Raw genomic sequence first — 20,593 nt, forward strand, 5'->3', positions numbered from 1 at the left:
GTCAGGCCGGTACGGACTCCAGGTCCGCCGGGGAGCAGCGGTGCATCGGCATCTCGGTCAGGCCGGGGAAGTAGATGTGCAGGCTGACGGCTCCGTCGAGGGAGTCGTTGACGACCTCGTGGGCGTAGCCGGGGGCGAAGACGCGCTGGCTGCCGGCGCCGAGGGCGAGGGCCCCGCGGGAGCTGTGCTCGGACAGGGTGCCGTCGAGGACGGTCAGGACGCCGGAGGACGGGCCGTGGTCGTGGCGTCCGCTGCCCTGGCCGGGGACCCAGCTGAGCAGCCAGACCTCGTAGCCGGGGCCGGTGCGGAGCCGGTGGTACCAGCGGCTGGTGGCGTCGTACTCGACGAGGTGTTCCCACTCGGCGCGGTTCGCGGCGATCTCGCGGGCGAGGCCGGCGAACTCGGCGATGGTGGCGGGGTGTTCCCGGGCGGGCTGCAGGAGGTGGGGGACTTCAAGGATGTCGCCGGCGATCTGGAGGTCGCTGTCGTTGTTCATCGTGAGGTTCCTCGACGGATGTCAGTGGCGCTCTGGCGTGGAGCTCTGGCGCCGGTTGCCGGTCGGTTGCGGTGGCTTCAACAGCCGCAACAGCAACAGCGAACCTGGGCAGCACGCAGGAACCCACGAATGGGGGTCCGGGTGGTGGCTGCGGTCACTGACATGCGGACAAGGAGACCGGGTTTAAGGTTCGACTGTCAACCCAATGTCCGGATTGCGAGAAAAGATTCACCTCATCCGGTTAACGTGTGCGGAGAAAGGTTTGTGCACTACCGGCCCGGGGATGTGGCGCTGCAGTCGCGCCCGTAAACGTCCGCCACCACTCGTGACCGGAATGTGATCTACGCCGCTTCTGTGGCCGGATCACAACCACGCCCGAGAGTGGCGCGTCGATTGCGGGTGAAACAGGCGTCCAAGCCATGCGCGTGGCATCTGTCACGATTTTTGGCGATATGAACACTTTCTGCATAGGCTTGGTTCCGCAGAGTGAATAAGGGGCCCAATAGCAGATCTCGGCTTGACTGCCCCGGATCCACACACTTGTAATTTCACTCGTGTCGTTCCGGCCGGATCCGGTAACGACAGGCACGGGGACGCACAGACAGAGCGAGGGGCGCACATGACCGAGCTGTTTCAGGAACTGCTGGTCGAGGAGGCGGACGAAGAGCTCGGATGGCAGGAGCGCGCTCTGTGCGCCCAGACCGACCCCGAGTCCTTCTTTCCCGAGAAGGGCGGCTCCACCCGAGAGGCCAAGAAGGTCTGCCTCGCCTGCGAGGTCCGGTCCGAATGCCTCGAATACGCCCTCGCCAACGACGAACGCTTCGGCATCTGGGGCGGCCTGTCCGAGCGCGAGCGCCGCCGCCTGAAAAAGGCCGCGGTCTGAACGGCACCCGCGACCACATAGCGAACAAAGCGAACAGAGCAACGAACAGAGCAAACGGTCCGCCTCCTGCACCTTCCCCGCTGGAGGCGGACCGGTGCGTTTCAAGGGCTAGTGTGGGGCGCTGTCCAGCCGCCTCCGAGGGCACACCACCCCCGGACCCGCCCCCAGACCCCGTCCGGGGGACCCCCCAGCCGGAGGGCCCGTACCGCGATGTCCTTGCACAGCCACCAGGCAGCCGCCCCCACAGCTGCCCCGGCCTTCCCCCGGCATGTCGTCACGGCGGTCCTCGTCGCGCACGACGGCGCCCGCTGGCTGCCGCAGGCCCTCGCCGGACTCCTCGGCCAGGAACGCCCCGTCCAGGACTGGATCGCCGCCGACACCGGCAGTGCCGACGACTCCGCCCGGCTCCTCGCCGAGGCCCTCGGCGACGACCGCGTCCTCCACCTGGCCCGCCGCACCTCCTTCGGCGCCGCCGTCGACGAGGCCCACCGCAACGCCGGCACCCTCACCCCCGAGGACCTGCCCTACCTCAAGCGCCCCAGCGGCTGGGACCCCGTCAGCCGCACCTGGCGCGACGACGCCTACGACCTCCCCGATCTGCCCCACGGCGAACCCGTCCAGTGGCTCTGGCTGCTGCACGACGACTGCGCACCCGAACCCGAGGCCCTGGGGGAACTCCTCCGCGTCGCCGAGGAGAACCCCGAGGCCGCCGTCATCGGCCCCAAGCTCCGCGGCTGGTACGACCGCAAGCAGCTCCTCGAAGCCGGCGTCACCATCGCCCACAGCGGTCGCCGCTGGACCGGCCTGGACCGCCGCGAACAGGACCAGGGCCAGCACGACCAGGTCCGCCCCGTCCTTGCCGTCTCCACCGCCGGCATGCTCATCCGCCGCGAGGTCTACGAGGCCCTCGGCGGCTTCGACCGCCGCCTGCCCCTGATGCGCGACGACGTCGACCTGTGCTGGCGCGCCCAACGGGCCGGCCACCCCGTCCTCATCGCACCCGACGCCGTACTCCGCCACGCCGAGGCATCCGCCCGCGAACGCCGCACCGTCGACTGCGCCGGCCGCACCTCGGCCAGCCCGCACCGCGTCGACAAGGCCGGCGCCGCCTACACCATCCTCGTCAACAGCCCGGCGGCCGTCCTCCCCTGGGTGCTGGTCCGGCTGGTCCTCGGCACCCTGCTCCGCACCCTCGGCTACCTCATCGGCAAGGCCCCCGGCCAGGCCGTCGACGAGTTCACCGGACTCCTGCGTACCCTGCTGCGCCCCGGCCGGATCCTCGGCGCCCGCAAGCGCCGGGGCCGCTCCGCCGTCCCCGCCAAGGAACTCCGCCCGCTCTTCCCGCCGCCCGGCGCCACCCTCCGCGCCAACCTCGAACAACTCGCCGGCTACATCGGCGCCGACCGCGACACCGACACCGGCAACGCCGGCCGGCACGGCGGGGCCATCGAATCCGGTCCCGGCGGCGACGACGCCGACTACCTCCACATCGAGCAGTTCGCCCGGCTCAAGCGGATCGCCCGCAACCCCGCCCCCGTCCTCTTCGCCCTGCTCCTCCTCGTCTCCCTGGCCGCCTGCCGCGGCCTGCTCGGCGGCGGCACCCTGATGGGCGGCGCCCTGCTCCCCGCCCCCGACGGAGCCGGCGCCCTCTGGCACGCCTACGCCGACGACTGGCACCCCGTCGGCACCGGCTCCACCACCGGAGCGCCCCCCTACCTCGGCGTCCTCGGCGCCCTCTCCGCCCTGCTGTTCGGCTCCACCCAGGCCGCCCTCACCCTGCTCCTGGTCTGCTCCGTCCCGCTCGCCGGACTCACCGCCTACTTCGCCTCCCGGCCCCTGGTCGAGTCCCGGCTGCTGCGCGCCTGGGCCGCCGTCGCCTACGCCTTCCTGCCCGCCGTCACCGGAGCACTGGCCGGCGGCCGGCTCGGCACCGCCGTCCTCGCCATCCTGCTGCCGCTCCTCGCCCGGGCCGGCGTCGCCGCGTACGGCCTCGCCGCCGGCCGCGGCACCGACGGCGACCGGGGCAGCTGGCGGGCCGTCTGGACGTACACCCTCCTCCTGACCCTGGCCACCGCCTTCACCCCGGCCGCCTGGCCGCTCGCCGCGGCCCTCGGCGCCGCCGCGCTGGTGGTGCGCCGGGCCGCCTGGAAGACGTACGCCCTCCGGTACGCAGCCACCCTCGCCACCCCCCTGGTGGCCCTCGCGCCCTGGTCGCTGACCCTGCTCATGCACCCCGGCCGGTTCCTCCGCGAGGCCGGACTGCCGTACGGCAACGGCGCCGCCACCGCCCTCGACCTGCTCGGCATCAGCCCCGGCGGCCCCAAGACCGCCGGCGGACTGCTGCTCCTCGGCATCGTCCTCGCCGCCCTGGCCGCCCTGCTCCGCACCGAACGCAGCTTCGCCGTCCGGGCCGCCTGGGCCGCCGCCCTCGCCGGGCTCGTCCTGGCCGTCCTCACCAACAGCACCGGCTGGGCCGGCCCCGCCACCCTCGTCTACGGCCTCGCCCTGCTCGCCGCCGCCGCGGTCGGCGCGGACGGCGCCAAGGACCGGCTCGCCGCCCACGGCTTCGGCTGGCGCCAGCCGCTGGCCGCCCTCACCGCCCTGGCCGCCGCCGCGGGCCCGCTGCTCGGCGCGGCCGGCTGGATGCTCGGCGGCGCCGACGGCCCGCTGGAACGCCGCGACCCGGTCCAGGTGCCCGCCTTCGTCGCCGAGGAGAGCGGCACCCGCGACCAGGCCCGCACCCTGGTCCTCGGTGGCAGCTCGCCCGCCACCGTCTCCTACACCCTGGTCCGCGGCTCCGGAGGCCGCCTCGGCGACGCCGAACTCGCCGCCTCGGCCGGCAGCGACAGCCGCCTCGACAAGGTGGTGTCCAGCCTGGTCGCCGGCTCCGGCGCCGACCAGACCGACCAGCTCGGCGGCTTCGCCATCCGGTACGTCCTGGTCCGCGACGGCGCCCCGCAGCAGATGCGGCAGGTCCTCGACGCCACCCCCGGCCTGAGCCGGCTCAGCCAGCTCGACGGCAGCGCGCTCTGGCGGGTGGACCGGCAGGTCGCCCGGGCCGTGATCCTCTCCGGCAAGCCCGGCGAGGCCCCCGTCCCGGTCGCCTCCGGCCCCGTCGAGGCCCACACCGAGATCCCGGCCGGCGAGTCCGGCCGGATGCTGCGGATCGCCGACCGGGCCGCCCCCGGCTGGCAGGCCACCCTCGACGGCAAGCCGCTCAAGGCCAAGACCCTCGACGGCTGGGCCCAGGGCTTTGAACTGCCCGCCGCCGGAGGCCGCCTCGACCTGGTGTACGCCGACTCCGCCGCCCGCTCCGGCTGGCTGTGGGCCCAGGCCCTGCTCGCCGTCCTGCTGCTGGTGATGGCCCTGCCCGGGCGGCGCCGCGAACTCGACGACGACCTCCCCGAGGAGGAGACCGCCGGGCCCGACCGTACCGGCCCCGGCGAGGCCGGCGAGGGCCGCCGGGCCCGCCGCCTCCGGGCCGGCGCGGAACCGGAGCCCGGGCCGGAGTCCGCGACCCCGGTCCAGGCCGACCCGTACGCGGAGATCCCCGCCCAGGTGACCTACCCGGCCGACGACCACGGCTACGAGGGCTACGGGTACGGCCAGTACCCGCAGCAGCCACAGCAGCAGCCGTCGTACGAGCAGTACCCGCAGTACGGCGGGCAGTACGACGGCCACGACGGCCACTACGACGGCCACTACGACCCCCAGCAGCAGTACCAGCCGGACCAGCAGCAGTACGACGCGTACGGCCGGCCGGTCGGCTACCGGCAGCCGCGCCCCGACGGGAGCCCCCAGCAGTGAAGCGCGCACCCCTGACCCTCGCGGCCGTGGCCGCCGCGCTCGCCGCCGTCGCCGGCGTCGCCACCCTCACCGCCCCCGCCACCCCGGCCGCCGGCGGCCCGGCGCCGGCCGCGGCCTGGCAGCCCGTCGAACGGTCCGTGCTGGTGTGCCCGACGCCGTCCGCCTCGGACATCGCCGAAACCACCTACACCTCGATCACCCCAGGCACCCCGGGCACCGCGGGCGGAAAGCCCGGCCAGGGCGGCAGCGCCCGCCTGGCCGGGGCCACCAAGGACCAGAAGCAGCTGCTGGAGCTGAAGGAGCCGGGCAAACCGGCCGGTGCCACCGCCTCCGGCGCGGAGGGCCCGGCACTGACCGGCATCGCCGACGGGGCCCTCGCCCCCGGCTGGACCGCCCAGCAGACCACCAAGGTGTCGGTGGGCCAGGCCCGCGGCCTGCTCGGCGTGGCCTGCACATCGCCCGGCACCGAGTTCTGGTTCCCCGGCGCCAGTACCGCCAAGGGCCGGCAGGACTACGTCCACCTCACCAACGCGGACGACACCCCGGCGGTGGTGGACATCGAGCTGTTCGGCCCGGAGGGCCGGTCCGCCTCGGACCCGGGCACCGGCGAGAACATCAAGATCGGCCCCAAGTCCTCGGTGCCGGTCCTGCTGAACACGCTGAGCTCGCAGCAGCAGGCCGATGTCACCGCCCATGTGACGACGCGTTCGGGCCGGGTCGGGGCCTCCGTCCAGGTGCTGGAGGACGGCGTCGGCTCCGACTGGCTGCCCGCCTCCACCGCCCCGGCCGGCTCCCTGGTGCTGCCCGGCATCCCCGCCGACGCCACCTCGGTCCGGCTGGTCGCCTTCGCCCCCGGCGAGGACGACGCCGACCTCCGGCTCCAGCTCGCCGGGCCGGGCGGGCCGATCACCCCGGCCGGGAACGAGCAGCTGCACCTGAAGTCCCGGATGACCGCCACCCTGGACCTGAAGGACCTGACCCGGGGCGAGGCGGGCTCCCTGGTACTGACCCCGACCGACCCGAAGAAGGCCGTGCCCGTGGTGGCGGCGCTGCGGGTGGTCCGCGGCACCGGTGCCAAGCAGGAACTGGGCTTCATCCCGGCAGCCGGCCCGGTGGGCGCGCGGGCGACCAACGCGGACAACCGCACCGACCAGGGCGCCACCACCCTCTCCCTCACCGCCGTGGGCGCCGACGCCACGGTGCGGGTCACCGCCTCGCCAGGCACCCAGGGCGGCGAGCCCGCGAGCCAGGAGTACAAGGTGAAGGCGGGCACCACCCTGGCGGTGGCCCCGCCGCCGGTGCCGGGCGGGGGCGGCAAGGGCACGTACGCACTGACCGTGGAAACCGTCTCGGGCGGCCCGGTGCACGCGGCGCGCACCCTGTCGCTGCCGCACGAGGGCATCCCGTTCTTCACGGTGCAGCCCCTGGTCGACGACCACAGCACGGTCACGGTCCCGAAGGCGATCCAGGACCTGCGCATCCTGGCGGACTAATCGAACCGAGAGCTATCAATCCTGCCCGTACCGAGGATCGACGGTCTCGGGCGACAGCCCGAGCAGCTCCGCCACCTGCTCGACCACGATCTCGTGCACCAGCAGCGCCCGCTCGTCGCGGTTCTTCGTACGGATCTCCACGGGCCGCCGGTACACCAGGATCCGGGCCGGCCGGCCCTCCCGGGGCTCCACCATGCCGCCCAGCGGCACGGCCTCGTCGTTCCACCCGGTGTCGGCGCCGCCCGGCGCCCCCGGCACCTCCGCGACCACGAACTCCACCTCGGCCAGCTGCGGCCAGCGCCGCTCCAGCCGCTCGATCGAGTCCTGCACGAGGTCCCCGAACAGTTCGGCGCGGCTCGAGGACAGCGGAACCTGCGGTGGGGCCACCGGGCCGCGCATGCCCCGTCCGTGCCGGTCGCGGCGGCGCGGCCGGGGCTCGTGCGGTGCGGGGGCGGGGGCGGACGCGGAGGGGCCGGGCGGCGGCGGAGGACTGTCCATCACCCAGGCAGGGTAGCCCTCGGCGGCGCCCCGGGCGGGATGCCGCGACGCGAACGTTCAGGCCGGGGAATCGACCGGCAATCTCCCGCCGATCGGCGCGTTCGAGGCCGACCATGGCCGGGATCGCGCCACGACACGGGGGAGCGAGCCGACCGAGAGTCGTCGCGGCCCGGTCAAGAGTGCGGTACCGTCCAACGTCGTGAGCCTTGTACGTCGCTGTTCGCGCACCGCGTGCGGCCGCCCTGCCGTCGCAACACTGACGTACGTCTACGCCGACTCGACCGCAGTTCTCGGCCCGCTCGCCACCTACGCCGAACCCCACTGTTACGACCTGTGCGCCGAGCACTCGGAGCGCCTGACGGCCCCGCGCGGCTGGGACGTCGTACGCCTGTCCGATGGTTCCGCGCCGTCCCGGCCCAGCGGGGACGACCTCGAAGCCCTGGCCAACGCCGTACGCGAGGCCGCCCGCCCGCAGGACCGCGCGGCCGAGGCCGGCGGGGGCAAGGGACGCGCCGGCGGAAACGAGACACGCCGAGGCCACCTCCGCGTACTACGCTCACCGGACACCTAAACGCCGTCTGAACGCTGTCACCCTGACGCGTTCGCGCCGCTGAAGCCGCCCCCCTCCGCAAGGTAGGTTGTTCCGACCGCACAGGACTCAGGAGGGCAGGCAGTGGCCGCTGATCTTTCGAACATCGTCAAGGCGTACGACGTACGTGGAGTCGTCCCGGACCAGTGGGACGAGTCCTTGGCGGAGCTGTTCGGTGCGGCGTTCGTCGAGGTCGCCGACGCCACGGCGATCGTCATCGGCCACGACATGCGGCCTTCCTCGCCCGGCCTGTCCGCCGCCTTCGCGCGCGGCGCCGCCGCCCGCGGCGTGGACGTCACCCTCATCGGGCTGTGCTCCACGGACCAGCTGTACTTCGCCTCGGGTTCGATGAACCTGCCCGGCGCCATGTTCACCGCCTCGCACAACCCGGCCCAGTACAACGGCATCAAGCTGTGCCGGGCCGGCGCCGCCCCGGTCGGCCAGGACACCGGCCTCGCCGACATCCGCGCCCTGGTCGAGAAGTGGTCCGAGTCCGGCGCCCCGGCTCCGGCCGCCACGCCCGGCACCGTCACCGAGCGGGACACCCTCGCCGACTACGCCGCCCACCTGCGCGGCCTGGTCGACCTGACCTCGATCCGTCCACTGAAGGTGGTCGTGGACGCGGGCAACGGCATGGGCGGCCACACGGTCCCCACGGTCTTCGCCGGCCTCCCGCTCTCGGTCACCCCCATGTACTTCGAACTGGACGGGACCTTCCCCAACCACGAGGCCAACCCGCTGGACCCGAAGAACATCGTGGACCTGCAGGCCCGCGTGCTGGCCGAGGGCGCGGACCTGGGCATCGCCTTCGACGGCGACGCCGACCGCTGCTTCATCGTCGACGAGCGGGGCGAGGGCGTCTCCCCGTCCGCCGTCACCGCCCTGGTCGCGGCCCGCGAACTGGCCCGCAACGGCGGCACGGGCACGGTCATCCACAACTTGATCACCTCCTGGTCCGTCCCCGAGGTGGTCCGCGAGCACGGCGGCACCCCGGTCCGCACCCGGGTCGGCCACTCCTTCATCAAGGAGGAGATGGCGAAGACCGGCGCGATCTTCGGCGGCGAGCACTCGGCGCACTACTACTTCAAGGACTTCTGGAACGCGGACACCGGCATGCTGGCCGCACTCCACGTCCTGGCGGCCCTGGGCACGGCGTCCGTCCCGCTCTCCGAGCTGGTCTCCTCCTACGACCGTTACGCGGGCTCCGGCGAGATCAACTCCACGGTCGCCGACCAGGCGGCCCGCCTGGCCGCGGTCCGCGCGGCATACGGCTCCCGCGAGGACGTGACCCTCGACGAACTGGACGGCCTGACGGTCACGGCAGCGGACTGGTGGTTCAACGTCCGCGCATCGAACACGGAACCCCTCCTCCGCCTGAACGTCGAAGCCCGCGACCCGGAAACCCTGACCCAAATCCGCGACGAAGCCCTAACCCTCATCCGCGCGTAACCCCTCCTGGGGAGGCCAACCCGGGGACCCGACCCCGCTGCGCCCCGCCCCAGCGAGGGCGGGGCACACCCAGCCACCGCCCCGGCCGCGCCCAGCCCCGCCCAGGACCCCGGCCGGGCGCAGCCGGAGCCGGGCGTCTCGCGCCCGGGACCGGCGCTCGTTGCGGGGACCGGCGGGGTGCAGCCGGAGCCGACCGTTTCCGCCGCGGCGCTCGCGCGGGGTGCGGCCGGAGCCAGGCGCCTGCCCGGGGCCGCCCTCGGTCGATGCCGGGCGCAGCCCGTGGCTCCACGGGCCCAGGCCCCCGCCCCGGGGGCCGGTTGCACGGCGGGGACCGGGGCGGAGCCCCGTCCCCCTTCAGCCCCGCCGGCGTTTGAGGCGCGGGTCCGGGCGGAGCCCGGTTTCGGGAAGGGGCGGGGTGGGGGAACGGCCCCGCGCAGCGGCCCACCCTCCGGTTCGGCTGGCCAGGCCGCGTCCCGCCCGCCCCAGCGGTACGCTGACCTGGCCCAACCCCGTACGCAGACAACCCCCGAAGGGAACCCCCATGCCGCTCGAAGCCGGCCTCCTGGAGATCCTCGCCTGCCCCGCCTGCCACGCCCCCCTGCAGGACGAGACCAAGGCCGAGACCCCGGAACTGATCTGCACCGGCAAGGACTGCGGCCTGGCCTACCCGGTCCGGGACGGAATCCCGGTCCTCCTCGTGGACGAGGCCCGCCGCCCCGCCTGACCCGGCCCCGCCACCCGGCGCCCCACCCGCCGCCGGCGCTCGCGCCCGCCCCCTCCACTGAACCCTTCAGACTTCAGACGACCGGAGGCCCCGCATGCTCGACGAGTCGCTGCTCGACGCACCGGAAGACCTCGCCCGCGCCGACCGGCGCGGCCTGCTCCGCGGTGCCGCCGAGGCCGGGGCCCGGGTCCGCACCGCGGCCCGGCACGCGGCCGAGGCCGGCCTGGCCGAGCTCCGCCCCGACGGCCGCCCCCGCGCCGTCCTGATCGCCGGCCCCGGCACCGCCGCCACCGGCGTCGCCGACCTGCTCGGCGCCCTCGTCGGCGCCTCCGCCCCGGTCACCCGGCTGCACCCGACCGGTGTCGCCCACGCCGCCGGCGCCCTCCGCTGGGCCCTGCCCGGTTGGGCCGGCCCGGTGGACCTGCTCCTCGTCGCCACCACCGACGGCAGCGAACCCGGTCTCGCCCAGCTCACCGAGCAGGCCTACCGGCGCGGCTGCACCGTGGTCGCGGTGGCCCCGCCCCGGTCCCCCCTGGCCGAGGCCGTCGACGGCGCGCACGGCCTCCTGCTCCCGATGGCCAAGGCCCCGTACCAGGAGTACGACGAGTCCGCCGCGGCCGGCCCCGGCGCCCTCTGGGCCCTGCTCACCCCGCTACTGCTGCTCCTCGACAAGGTCGGCCTGATCACCGCCGCCCCCGCCACCTTCGAACTCGTCGCCGACCGCCTCGACCGCACCGCCGAACGCTGCGGCCCGAACATCGCCACGTACAGCAACCCGGCCAAGACCCTGGCCGCCGAGCTCGCCGACTCACTGCCGCTCATCTGGAGCGAGGGCCCCGGCGCCGCCCCGGCCGGCCGCCGGTTTGCCGCGACCCTCGCGGAACTGGCCGGCCGCCCCGCGCTCGCCGCCGAGCTCCCCGAGGCACTGCCCCGCCACGGGGTCCTGCTCGCCGGCACCTTCGCGGCCGGCGCCGACCCCGAGGACTTCTTCCGCGACCGGGTCGAGGAACAGCAGGCGCTGCGCGCCCGGGTCGTCCTGCTGCGCGACCGCCCGGCCGGCGGCCTCACCGCCGCCCCTGCCGCGCGCGAGCTCGCCCTCAGCCACGACACGGCCATCAGCGAGCTCGAACCCGAGGAGGGCGGGGAGCTGGAGCAGCTCGCCGAGCTCCTCGCCGTCACGGACTTCGCCACCGCGTACCTCGCGCTGACATCCGCGGGCCGCACCTAACGGCATGCACCCCCGTGCACCCGGTGCACCCCGTGCACCACTGCACCGCCCACGACCAGGAAGCCAGGAAGACGACCGATGGACCGCCTGACCAACACCGTCCGCCCCTACGCCTGGGGTTCCACCACCCTCATCCCGGAGCTCCTTGGCACCGAGCCCACCGGCGGGCCGCAGGCCGAGATGTGGATGGGCGCCCACCCCGGCGCCCCCTCCCGGCTGAACCGGGGCGGCGCCGGCGAGACGGCCCTCTCCGAGGTCATCGCGGCCGACCCCGAGGGCGAACTCGGTGCGGCGACCGTCGCCAAGTTCGGCCCGCGGCTGCCGTTCCTGCTCAAGATCCTCGCGGCGGGCGCCCCGCTCTCCCTCCAGGTCCACCCCAACCTGGCGCAGGCGCAGGAGGGTTACGCGGACGAGGAGCGCCGCGGCGTCCCGATCGACGCCCCGCACCGCAACTACAAGGACGCCAACCACAAGCCCGAACTGATCTGCGCGCTCACCCCCTTCGACGGCCTGTGCGGGTTCCGCCCGCCGCTGGAGGCGGCCGAGCTGCTCTCCGGGCTGGAGGTCGACTCCCTCAAGCCGTACGTGGACCTGCTGCACGCGCACCCCGAGGAGGCGGCGCTGCGCGAGGTGCTCACGGCCGTCCTGTCCGCGGACCGCGAGCAGATGGCGGAGACGGTGGCCGAGGCCACGGCCGCCGCCGCCCGGCTCGGCGGCGCGTACACCCCGTACGCGACCCTCGCGCACCACTTCCCGGGCGACCCGGGCGTGATCGCGGCGATGCTGCTCAACCATGTGCAACTCCAGCCCGGCGAGGCGATGTTCCTCGGCGCCGGCGTTCCGCACGCCTACCTGAGCGGGCTCGGCGTCGAGCTCATGGCCAACTCCGACAACGTGCTGCGCTGCGGGCTGACGCCCAAGCACGTGGATGTTCCCGAGCTCCTGAAGGTCGTCCGTTTCGAGCCCTCCGACCCGGCGCTGATCCGCCCCGAGGGCAACGGCGAGGAGGTGTACGACACCCCCATCGACGAGTTCCGGCTCTCCCGCTTCGACCTCGCCCCGGCCGGCGCCCCGGTGCCGGTGCCCTCCGCCACCCCGCAGATCCTGCTCTGCACGGAAGGCGCCCCGCGGCTCGGCGAACTGACCCTTGCGCCCGGTGAGTCCGTCTTCGTCTCGGCGGGCGAAAGGACCGAACTGTCCGGGTCTGGCACGGTCTTCCGGGCCACTGTGGTGGCCTGAAGTACTGTCCCCATCCGGGGCTGCAACAATGTGCGGCCGAACCAGTGGCAGTGCTAGGAAGGGACATCCGCACTCATGAGCGCGTCGGGCGGTACCAGGGCGATCGTGGCGGCACTCGCCGCCAACCTCGCCATTGCGGCGGCCAAGTTCGTGGCCTACGTCTTCAGTGGCTCCTCCTCGATGCTTGCGGAAGCCGTCCACTCGCTGGCCGACTCCGGAAACCAGGGTCTGCTCCTGCTCGGCGGCAAGAAGGCCCAGCGCGAAGCGACCCCGCAACACCCCTTCGGATACGGCCGCGAACGCTACATCTACGCCTTCCTGGTCTCCATCGTGCTGTTCACCGTCGGTGGCATGTTCGCCATCTACGAGGGCATCGAGAAGGTCCAGCACCCGCACGCCATCGAGGCCTGGTACTGGCCGGTCGGCGTGCTGGTCTTCGCGATCATCGCGGAGTCCTTCTCCTTCCGCACCGCGATCAAGGAATCCAACGAGATCCGCGGCAGCCTCACCTGGAGCCAGTTCGTCAAGCGCGCCAAGGCCCCCGAGCTTCCGGTGGTCCTGCTGGAGGACCTCGGCGCCCTCGTCGGCCTGGTCCTCGCCCTGATCGGCGTCGGCCTCGCCCTCATCACCGGCGACGGCGTCTGGGACGGCATCGGCACCCTCTGCATCGGTGTGCTGCTCCTCCTGATCGCCATCGTGCTGGCCGCCGAGACCAAGTCCCTGCTGCTGGGCGAGGCCGCGGGCACCGAGGACATCGAGAAGATCCAGACCGCCCTCGTCGACGGTGAGACGGTCACCCGCCTGATCCACATGCGGACGCTCCACCTCGGCCCGGAGGAACTCCTGGTCGCCGCCAAGATCGCGGTCCGGACGGACGAAACGGCGTCCCAGGTCGCCGAGGCCATCGACGCGGCCGAGGCCCGGATCCGCGAGGCGGTCCCGATCGCCCGGGTGATCTACCTGGAGCCGGACATCTACCGGGAGCCGGCTACCGACCCGGCAGCAGCCACCGACACCAAGTAGCCCCACAGCACGCCGAAGGCCCCCACGAGCACCAGCTCACGGGGGCCTTCGAGCTTTCCGCCCCTGCTACTCGATCTCGCGGAGCACGTCGAGGATGGCCGGCTTGTCCGGAGCGGACTGGAGCCGGTCCCGGAAGTCCGGGTTCATCAGCTTCCGGGACAGCAGTGCCAGGATCCGCAGGTGCTCATCGCCCGCTGCGGCCTCCGGCACCGAGATCATGAAGATGAGCCGGGCCTTCGTACCGTCCAGCGAACCCCATTCGATGCCCTCCGAGGACCGGGCGAAGCCCACCGTCGGCCGGCTGACCGCGTCCGTCTTGGCGTGCGGGATGGCGATCGACTCGCCCAGCCCCGTGGTGCCCTGCGCCTCGCGCGCCAGCGCGACCCGGACCAGCTCGTCCACGTCCCGTACGTTGCCGGTGCCGGCCAGCATCTCGGCCAGCTCGCGGATCGCGGGCTCCTTGGCGTCCGCGGCCAGCTCGGTCTTCACGGTGCGCGCGGTCAGGTACCCGGAGAGCACTTCCGGGTGGGCCTCTGTGACGGCGGTCGCCGCGGCGACGGCGGCACCGGCGGCCGGCGCGACCTGCACCGCCGCTGTCGCGGTGGCCTCCGCACCCATCTCCGCAACGTCACCCGTACCCGCACCCACCCCGGCGAGAACCGGCTCCGGCGTGCCGGATGCCACCGTGGGGACCGGGCTGCCTTCACCGTTCCGGCGCGCCTTGAGATCGATCAGCGCATTGGTCGTCAGCGCGGTCACCACCGTGCCCACCGCGATGGCCACCAGGAACCAGCCCACCCCGCTGATCGCGCCCAGCGCGGCCACAACCGGCCCACCGTGCGGCACATGGTCGCCCACCCCCGCCGCACCCGCGATCGCACCGGCCACCGCGCCACCCAGCATGTTCGCCGGGATGACGATCGCCGGCCGGGCCGCCGCGAACGGAATGGCGCCCTCGGAGATGCCGAACATGCCCATGAAGATCGCCGCCATGCCGGCCTCCCGTTCCTGCTCGGAGTACCGCCGGCGGCGCAGCACGGTCGCCAGGCCCTGGCCGAGCGGCATGACCGGAATGGCCGCCGCGCACATGCCCATCACCGCGTAGTTGCCCGACGCGATAAGACCCGCACCGAAGAGGAAGGCGGTCTTGTTGACCGGCCCGCCCATATCGAAGGCGATCATCAGGCCGAGCAGGGCGCCCAGCAGGATCGCGCTGGTGCCGGTCATCCCGGACAGCCAGCTGGTCAGCGACTCGAACACCCACGAGATGGGTTTGCCGATGACGTAGATGAAGAACAGACCCAGCGCCGTGGTCGACACGATCGGGATCACGATGATCGGCATGATCGGCTGGACAACCTTGGGGACCTTGACCTTCTTGATCCACATGACCAGATAACCGGCCAGGAAGCCGGTCACGATCGCCCCGATGAAGCCCGCGCCCGACTCGGAGTCGTACAGCGCCCCGGTATTGGCGATAAAGCCGCCGATCATGCCGGGCACCAGCGCGGGCCGGTCGCCGATCGCGTACGCGATATAGCCGGACAGGATCGGGATCATCAGGGTGAAGCCGATGACACCGATCTGGAAGATGTGGTCCCAGAAGGTGCCCGGGGTGGTCACGTAGCCCTCGTCCGTCGCATGGCCGCCCAGCGCCAGCGCGATGGCAATCAGCAGACCGCCCACCACCACGAACGGGATCATGTACGAGACACCGTTCATCAGCGCCTTGTACGCGAGACTCCGCTCCTTGCCGCCACCCGCGCCGCCGGCCGCCCCGGCCGCAGGCACCGTGCCCTCCTGCACGGGAGCGCTCTGCACCTGCCGGATCAGCCCCTCCGGCCGGTGGATGCCGTCCGCAACACCGGTGGACAGCACCCGCTTGCCGGCGAACCGCTCGCGGTCGACCTCCTTGTCGGCGGCGATGATGACGCCGTCGGCGTCTCTGACATCGTTGTCGGAGAGCACGTTCTCGGCCCCGATGGAGCCCTGGGTCTCCACCTTCATCTCCACACCGAGACGCTCCGCAGCCTGCTGGAGCTTCTCCGCGGCCATGTAGGTGTGCGCGATCCCGGTGGGGCACGCGGTCACGGCGAGCAGCTTCAGGCGCTTCTGGGGGCCGACCGGACTGGTCACTGAAATCTCCTCACGCGGTGGTCCTGCTGGGGCGTGCACACGGCATCCTTCCCCACGTAAGCAGTGCATCAAAAGTCCGAAAGGCCCGAAACGGAGCCGCCGGAGGACCCAAAGAGATGACCTGACACGTCCCGTCGGCCGACTGGGGCTCACTGGGCCGATCGGTGTAGATTCGGTGGCAGTGCCAGACGTCGCTGCTGATGGCGGTCGGGCGGTCCGCGTGACCGGCCGAGAGGAGAGAGGGCCTCCGACGGACTGTGCTCGGTGCGCCTCCCCGGGAACCCCCGGACCGGTGCACGGCTCAGCCGTACCCACCCTCTCTCACCATGAGGAGCAGCACGCATGGACTTCAAGGTCGCAGACCTTTCCCTTGCCGCGTTCGGCCGCAAGGAGATCACCCTGGCCGAGCACGAGATGCCCGGCCTGATGTCGATCCGCCGTGAGTACGCCGAGGCCCAGCCCCTCGCCGGCGCCCGCATCACCGGCTCGCTCCACATGACGATCCAGACGGCCGTCCTGATCGAGACCCTGGCCGCCCTCGGCGCCGACGTCCGCTGGGCCTCCTGCAACATCTACTCCACCCAGGACCACGCCGCCGCCGCCATCGCGGTCGGCCCGAACGGCACCCCGGAGAACCCGCAGGGCATCCCGGTCTTCGCCTGGAAGGGCGAGACCCTCGAGGAGTACTGGTGGTGCACGGAGCAGGCGCTGACCTGGCCGAACACCCCCACCGGCGGCCCGAACATGATCCTCGACGACGGTGGTGACGCCACCCTCCTCGTCCACAAGGGCGTCGAGTTCGAAAAGGCCGGCGCGGCCCCGGACCCGTCCACCGCGGACTCCGAGGAGTACCGCCACATCCTCACCCTGCTCAACCGCACCCTCGGCGAGTCCCCCCAGAAGTGGACCCAGCTCGCCTCCGAGGTCCGCGGCGTGACGGAGGAGACCACCACCGGTGTCCACCGCCTCTACGAGATGATGGCCGAGGGCACCCTGCTCTTCCCGGCGATCAACGTGAACGACGCCGTCACCAAGTCGAAGTTCGACAACAAGTACGGCTGCCGCCACTCCCTCATCGACGGCATCAACCGCGCCACCGACGTCCTCATCGGCGGCAAGACCGCCGTGGTCTTCGGCTACGGCGACGTCGGCAAGGGCTGCGCCGAGTCCCTCCGCGGCCAGGGCGCCCGCGTCATCATCACCGAGATCGACCCCATCTGCGCCCTTCAGGCGGCGATGGACGGCTACCAGGTCGCCACCCTCGACGACGTCGTGGAGACCGCCGACATCTTCATCACCACCACCGGCAACAAGGACATCATCATGGCCGCCGACATGGCCAAGATGAAGCACCAGGCCATCGTGGGCAACATCGGCCACTTCGACAACGAGATCGACATGGCCGGTCTCGCGAAGATCGAGGGCATCGTCAAGGACGAGGTCAAGCCGCAGGTCCACACCTGGACCTTCGCCGACGGCAAGGTCCTGATCGTCCTCTCCGAGGGCCGTCTGCTGAACCTCGGCAACGCGACCGGCCACCCCTCCTTCGTCATGTCGAACTCCTTCGCGGACCAGACCCTGGCCCAGATCGAGCTCTTCACCAAGCCGGAGGAGTACCCGACCGAGGTCTACGTGCTGCCCAAGCACCTCGACGAGAAGGTCGCCCGCCTCCACCTCGACGCCCTCGGCGTCAAGCTCACCACCCTCCGCCCGGAGCAGGCCGCCTACATCGGCGTCAAGGTCGAGGGCCCGTACAAGCCGGACCACTACCGCTACTGATCCACAGCGCGGCAGCACCAGCACCCAAGGCAGGCCCCCGGCACCCGTGTCGGGGGCCTGCCCCATTCCCCGTACGCAAGGCCCCCACCCCCAAGGCCCCACCCCAAGGAACGTGCACCATGCCCCGCGGTCGCTACTCGCTCCACGATCCGCACGATCACGCCCCGCTCGGCGAGGAGCACTTCCACTGCGCCCCCGGCCCCTCCGGCTGGCGGTACGTCTCCCAGCGCACCACCCCCGAAGGCGAGCACGCCGGCTCCGTGGACCTGGCGATCGACGAGCTCGGCCGCCCGATCCGTCTCGAACTCAACGCCGCGAGCTGGCAGGTCCGCGGCGCCGCCATCGACGGAGTCACCTGGGTCCGTACCGACCCCACCGGCACCGAGGCCACCGAGGGCAACGTCCGCGCCCCCTCCTTCACCGGCACCTCCCCGGCCTTCCTCGTCGCCACCAGCCGACTCCTGCGCCTGACCCCCGGAGCCCCCGCCACCCGGATCCGCCTGGTGAACTTCACCGACCCGGTGCTGGCCCCCCGTACGGTCGACCAGGCCTGGGCCCTGCTCCGAACCCAGAACCACAGCACCGACAGCGGCCTGCTGGCGGTCGACGAGTACCAGGTGTCCGCGCTGGACACGGGCGAGGTGCACACCATCCACATCGCCGGCGACGTGGTCCTCTCCGCGCCCGGCATCGAACTCGAACACCTGGAGACCCCGCCCTCGGTGTTCCCGACGGACTACTAGGCCGGCGGAGCGAACCCGGTACTCCGCGCGGGCGAGGCCCCCGGCGCCACCGGCCCAACGGCCGGCCCCCCGGACGCACCCGCGTACGGCACTCCCTGGGACTCAGACGGACCCACCGCGACCGGCCCCGGCATCGGCCCCGGCCCGGATATGGGCTGCGGCCCGGGTATCGGCCCCGGCCCGGGTATTGGTCCCGGCCCGGGTATGGGCCCAGGGCCGGCCAGGGGTGTCATCGCCCCACCCGGCGCCATCGCCCCACCCGGTATCTGCCCCGGACCGAAGGCCCGCGCCGCGTCCCGCGACTGCCGTTCGTGCACCACGGCCGCCAGGAACGCCGCGGCCGGCACCCCGGCCGGCGGCAGCGCCCCCGTACGCGCCACGAGATCGTCCGCAAGCCGTCCTGCCATCTGCATGCTCACCTGTGGGTCCAGCTGCCCCATCCGGGTCAGGTACTGCCGGATCGCCAGCCACAGCCCATCGGGTACGCCCGACAGGTCCAGCGCCGTGAACCGCCCGGCCAGCCACGGCGGCGGAGGCGGCACCGGCATCACCCGGGCCCCCGGCACCCGCTCCCGGACCACCAGCGTCCCCCCGAACACATCCCCGAGCCGCCGCCCCCGCTCGGACACCAGCGAGGCTATGGAGGCGACCACCCCCAAGGTCAGCAGCAGCTCGATCACACCCATGGCCCCGCGCACCAGCGCATGCCGGAACCGGATCGGCCCGCCGTCGTCCCGCACCACCCGCAGCCCGAAGGCCAGCTTCCCCAGCGACCGCCCATGGGACAGCGTCTCCACCGCGATCGGCACCCCCACCAGAATCAGCAGGAACGCCGCCACGTTCACCGCGGCGAGCGCGGCATCGTCCAGGGACGCGGTGGCGAACACGAGCCCGACGGACACCAGCAGGTACCCCGCGACGTACACGACCAGATCCAGCAGAATCGCCAGCGCCCGGCTCGGCAGCCGGGCCGGCCGCAACCCCAGGACGACCGCGTCCCCCGTCACCAGATCGCTCACCGAAGCCCACCCTTCCCTGCCTGACCTGACCTGCCCCTCGTTCATCAAGTCTGCCAAGCTGACCGCGGACGAAGTAAGTGCTGTGGACAACCGACGGGGCAGGGGAGCACCAAGCGGATGGATCTCGACGTCTTCGTGACCGCGCACCGGGCGGAATGGGACCGCCTGGAACAGCTGCTCGGCCGGGGACGCCGGCTCACCGGGGCCGAGGCGGACGAACTCGTCTCCCTCTACCAGCGCACCGCCACCCACCTCTCCCTCATCCAGTCGAGCACCCCCGATCCCATGCTCACCGGCCGCCTGACCCAGCTGGTGGCCCGCGCCCGCGCCACCGTGACCGGTGCCCGCCGTTCCTCCTGGCGGGACGCGGCCCGCTTCCTCACCGCCGGATTCCCGGCCGCCGTGTACCGCAGCCGCCGCTGGTGGATCCCGACTGCGCTGCTGTCGGTCGCGGTCGGCGTGTTGATCGGCTGGTGGATCGCCGTGCACCCCGAGGTACAGGCCTCGATCGCCGCTCCGGAGGAACTGAGGGCACTGACGAAGCCGGGCGGGGAGTACGAGACGTACTACTCGAGCCACCCGGCGGCCTCCTTCGCCGCCCAGGTGTGGACGAACAACGCCCAGGCAGCCGCGATGTGCCTGGTGCTGGGCGCCTTCCTGGGGATCCCGGTGCTCTGGATCCTCCTGCTGAACATGGCCAACCTCGGCGTCGGCTTCGGCCTGATGGCCTCGGCCGACCGCCTCGACGTCTTCCTCGGCCTGATCCTCCCGCACGGCCTGCTCGAACTGACCGCCGTCTTCGTGGCCGCCGGCACCGGCCTCCGCCTGGGCTGGACGGTCATCGACCCGGGCCCCCGCAGCCGCCGCGAAGCCCTCGCGGAACAGGGCCGCGCCGCCCTCGGGATGGCCATCGGTCTCGCCCTGGTGCTGTTCGTCTCGGGTTTGATCGAGGGCTTCGTGACCCCGTCCGGCCTCCCCACCTGGGCTCGCATCACCATCGGCGTCGTAGCGGAGGCGGCCTTCCTTCTGTACGTCTACGTGCTCGGCGGCCGGGCCGCCCGGGCCGGCGAGACGGGCGACGTGGAAGCCGCCGACCGCAGCGCGAAGCTGCCGACCGCGGCCTGATGTGCGTACAGCCCTGCTGAGCTGCTAGTCTCCTCGTCGTCCCGCAAAGACCGTTGACACGGCCCGCGTGGGGAGGTAGATTCGAACGGTTGCCACGGACTGGACAGTCTGGAGGCGAGCGACTAGAATCAATCTCGCTCCCGAGCTGGAAATAAATTCCACCGGTGGAGCACACTCTCCGAATCCCTATCGGATATCGAAGCCGGAAAAACCCGGTGAGATTGTCTGATAGAGTCGGAACCGCCGGAAAGGGAAACGCGAAAGCGGGAACCTGGAAAGCACCGAGGAAATCGGGTCCGAAAAGATCTGATAGAGTCGGAAACGCAAGAACAAAGCAAGAACGAAGGAAGCGCCCGGAGGAA

The 20,593-nt window shown here is 72.4% G+C and carries 16 protein-coding genes; 12 read left to right on the plus strand and 4 right to left on the minus strand.

Annotated elements, in window-relative coordinates; genetic code table 11:
• Position 1 precedes the first annotated feature (1 nt).
• Complete coding sequence (locus ABT123_RS33925; RefSeq protein ID WP_351321820.1) at positions 2-496, minus strand: cysteine dioxygenase; 495 nt, start codon at positions 494-496, stop codon at positions 2-4.
• 619 nt (positions 497-1,115) lie between these two features.
• Between ABT123_RS33925 and ABT123_RS33930 the strand changes: the two genes are divergently transcribed.
• The 3 genes from ABT123_RS33930 to ABT123_RS33940 all read left to right on the plus strand — a co-directional run bounded on the left by ABT123_RS33930 (position 1,116) and on the right by ABT123_RS33940 (position 6,679).
• The gene (locus ABT123_RS33930; RefSeq protein ID WP_003983763.1) at positions 1,116-1,379 is read left to right on the plus strand and encodes a WhiB family transcriptional regulator; all 264 of its coding nucleotides are present in this window, start codon (positions 1,116-1,118) and stop codon (positions 1,377-1,379) included.
• A gap of 210 nt (positions 1,380-1,589) precedes the next feature.
• Positions 1,590-5,186 carry a glycosyltransferase family 2 protein gene (locus ABT123_RS33935; RefSeq protein ID WP_351321822.1) on the plus strand — a complete coding sequence of 1,199 codons (3,597 nt, stop codon included), beginning with the start codon at positions 1,590-1,592 and terminating at the stop codon, positions 5,184-5,186.
• Positions 5,183-6,679, plus strand: a complete 1,497-nt coding sequence (locus ABT123_RS33940; protein WP_351321824.1) for a DUF5719 family protein — start codon at positions 5,183-5,185, stop codon at positions 6,677-6,679. The genes ABT123_RS33935 and ABT123_RS33940 overlap by 4 nt, the downstream gene beginning before the upstream one ends.
• 15 nt (positions 6,680-6,694) lie before the next feature.
• Here ABT123_RS33940 and ABT123_RS33945 read toward each other — a convergent pair whose 3' ends face one another.
• Positions 6,695-7,177 carry a metallopeptidase family protein gene (locus ABT123_RS33945; protein WP_351321853.1) on the minus strand — a complete coding sequence of 161 codons (483 nt, stop codon included), beginning with the start codon at positions 7,175-7,177 and terminating at the stop codon, positions 6,695-6,697.
• Positions 7,178-7,376: 199 nt separating this feature from the next.
• Here ABT123_RS33945 and ABT123_RS33950 point away from each other — a divergent pair, with 199 nt between their 5' ends.
• The 6 genes from ABT123_RS33950 to ABT123_RS33975 all read left to right on the plus strand — a co-directional run bounded on the left by ABT123_RS33950 (position 7,377) and on the right by ABT123_RS33975 (position 13,429).
• The gene (locus ABT123_RS33950; protein ID WP_351321826.1) at positions 7,377-7,748 is read left to right on the plus strand and encodes a DUF3499 domain-containing protein; all 372 of its coding nucleotides are present in this window, start codon (positions 7,377-7,379) and stop codon (positions 7,746-7,748) included.
• Positions 7,749-7,850: 102 nt separating this feature from the next.
• Positions 7,851-9,215 carry a phosphomannomutase/phosphoglucomutase gene (locus ABT123_RS33955; RefSeq protein ID WP_351321828.1) on the plus strand — a complete coding sequence of 455 codons (1,365 nt, stop codon included), beginning with the start codon at positions 7,851-7,853 and terminating at the stop codon, positions 9,213-9,215.
• Positions 9,216-9,756: 541 nt separating this feature from the next.
• Positions 9,757-9,939 carry a Trm112 family protein gene (locus ABT123_RS33960; protein ID WP_150207958.1) on the plus strand — a complete coding sequence of 61 codons (183 nt, stop codon included), beginning with the start codon at positions 9,757-9,759 and terminating at the stop codon, positions 9,937-9,939.
• A gap of 94 nt (positions 9,940-10,033) precedes the next feature.
• The gene (locus ABT123_RS33965) at positions 10,034-11,167 is read left to right on the plus strand and encodes an SIS domain-containing protein (protein ID WP_351321831.1); all 1,134 of its coding nucleotides are present in this window, start codon (positions 10,034-10,036) and stop codon (positions 11,165-11,167) included.
• 78 nt (positions 11,168-11,245) lie between these two features.
• Complete coding sequence (gene manA, locus ABT123_RS33970) at positions 11,246-12,406, plus strand: mannose-6-phosphate isomerase, class I (RefSeq protein ID WP_351321833.1); 1,161 nt, start codon at positions 11,246-11,248, stop codon at positions 12,404-12,406.
• A 75-nt stretch (positions 12,407-12,481) separates the two neighbouring features.
• Complete coding sequence (locus tag ABT123_RS33975; protein ID WP_351321835.1) at positions 12,482-13,429, plus strand: cation diffusion facilitator family transporter; 948 nt, start codon at positions 12,482-12,484, stop codon at positions 13,427-13,429.
• Between the two features lie 66 nt (positions 13,430-13,495).
• Here the strand turns inward: ABT123_RS33975 and ABT123_RS33980 are convergent, their stop codons facing one another.
• Positions 13,496-15,565, minus strand: a complete 2,070-nt coding sequence (locus ABT123_RS33980; protein WP_502971145.1) for a fructose-specific PTS transporter subunit EIIC — start codon at positions 15,563-15,565, stop codon at positions 13,496-13,498.
• A 342-nt stretch (positions 15,566-15,907) separates the two neighbouring features.
• Between ABT123_RS33980 and ahcY the strand changes: the two genes are divergently transcribed.
• Together ahcY and ABT123_RS33990 are read left to right on the plus strand one after the other, a co-directional pair.
• On the plus strand, positions 15,908-17,344 hold the full coding sequence (gene ahcY, locus ABT123_RS33985; RefSeq protein WP_351321837.1) for an adenosylhomocysteinase: 1,437 nt from the start codon (positions 15,908-15,910) through the stop codon (positions 17,342-17,344).
• 119 nt (positions 17,345-17,463) lie between these two features.
• Positions 17,464-18,087: a hypothetical protein gene (locus tag ABT123_RS33990; RefSeq protein ID WP_351321839.1), complete on the plus strand. Its 624-nt coding sequence runs from the start codon at positions 17,464-17,466 to the stop codon at positions 18,085-18,087.
• Here ABT123_RS33990 and ABT123_RS33995 read toward each other — a convergent pair.
• Entirely contained in the window at positions 18,084-19,106 is a 1,023-nt protein-coding gene (locus tag ABT123_RS33995; protein ID WP_351321841.1) for an RDD family protein, read from the minus strand. The genes ABT123_RS33990 and ABT123_RS33995 overlap by 4 nt on opposite strands.
• A gap of 117 nt (positions 19,107-19,223) precedes the next feature.
• Between ABT123_RS33995 and ABT123_RS34000 the strand changes: the two genes are divergently transcribed.
• Entirely contained in the window at positions 19,224-20,231 is a 1,008-nt protein-coding gene (locus ABT123_RS34000; protein WP_351321843.1) for a stage II sporulation protein M, read from the plus strand.
• Positions 20,232-20,593: the final 362 nt, after the last annotated feature.

Origin of the sequence: Streptomyces sp. NPDC002054, from assembly GCF_040296685.1 — a bacterium.
In the GTDB taxonomy this organism is placed as follows: Bacteria; Actinomycetota; Actinomycetes; order Streptomycetales; family Streptomycetaceae; genus Streptomyces.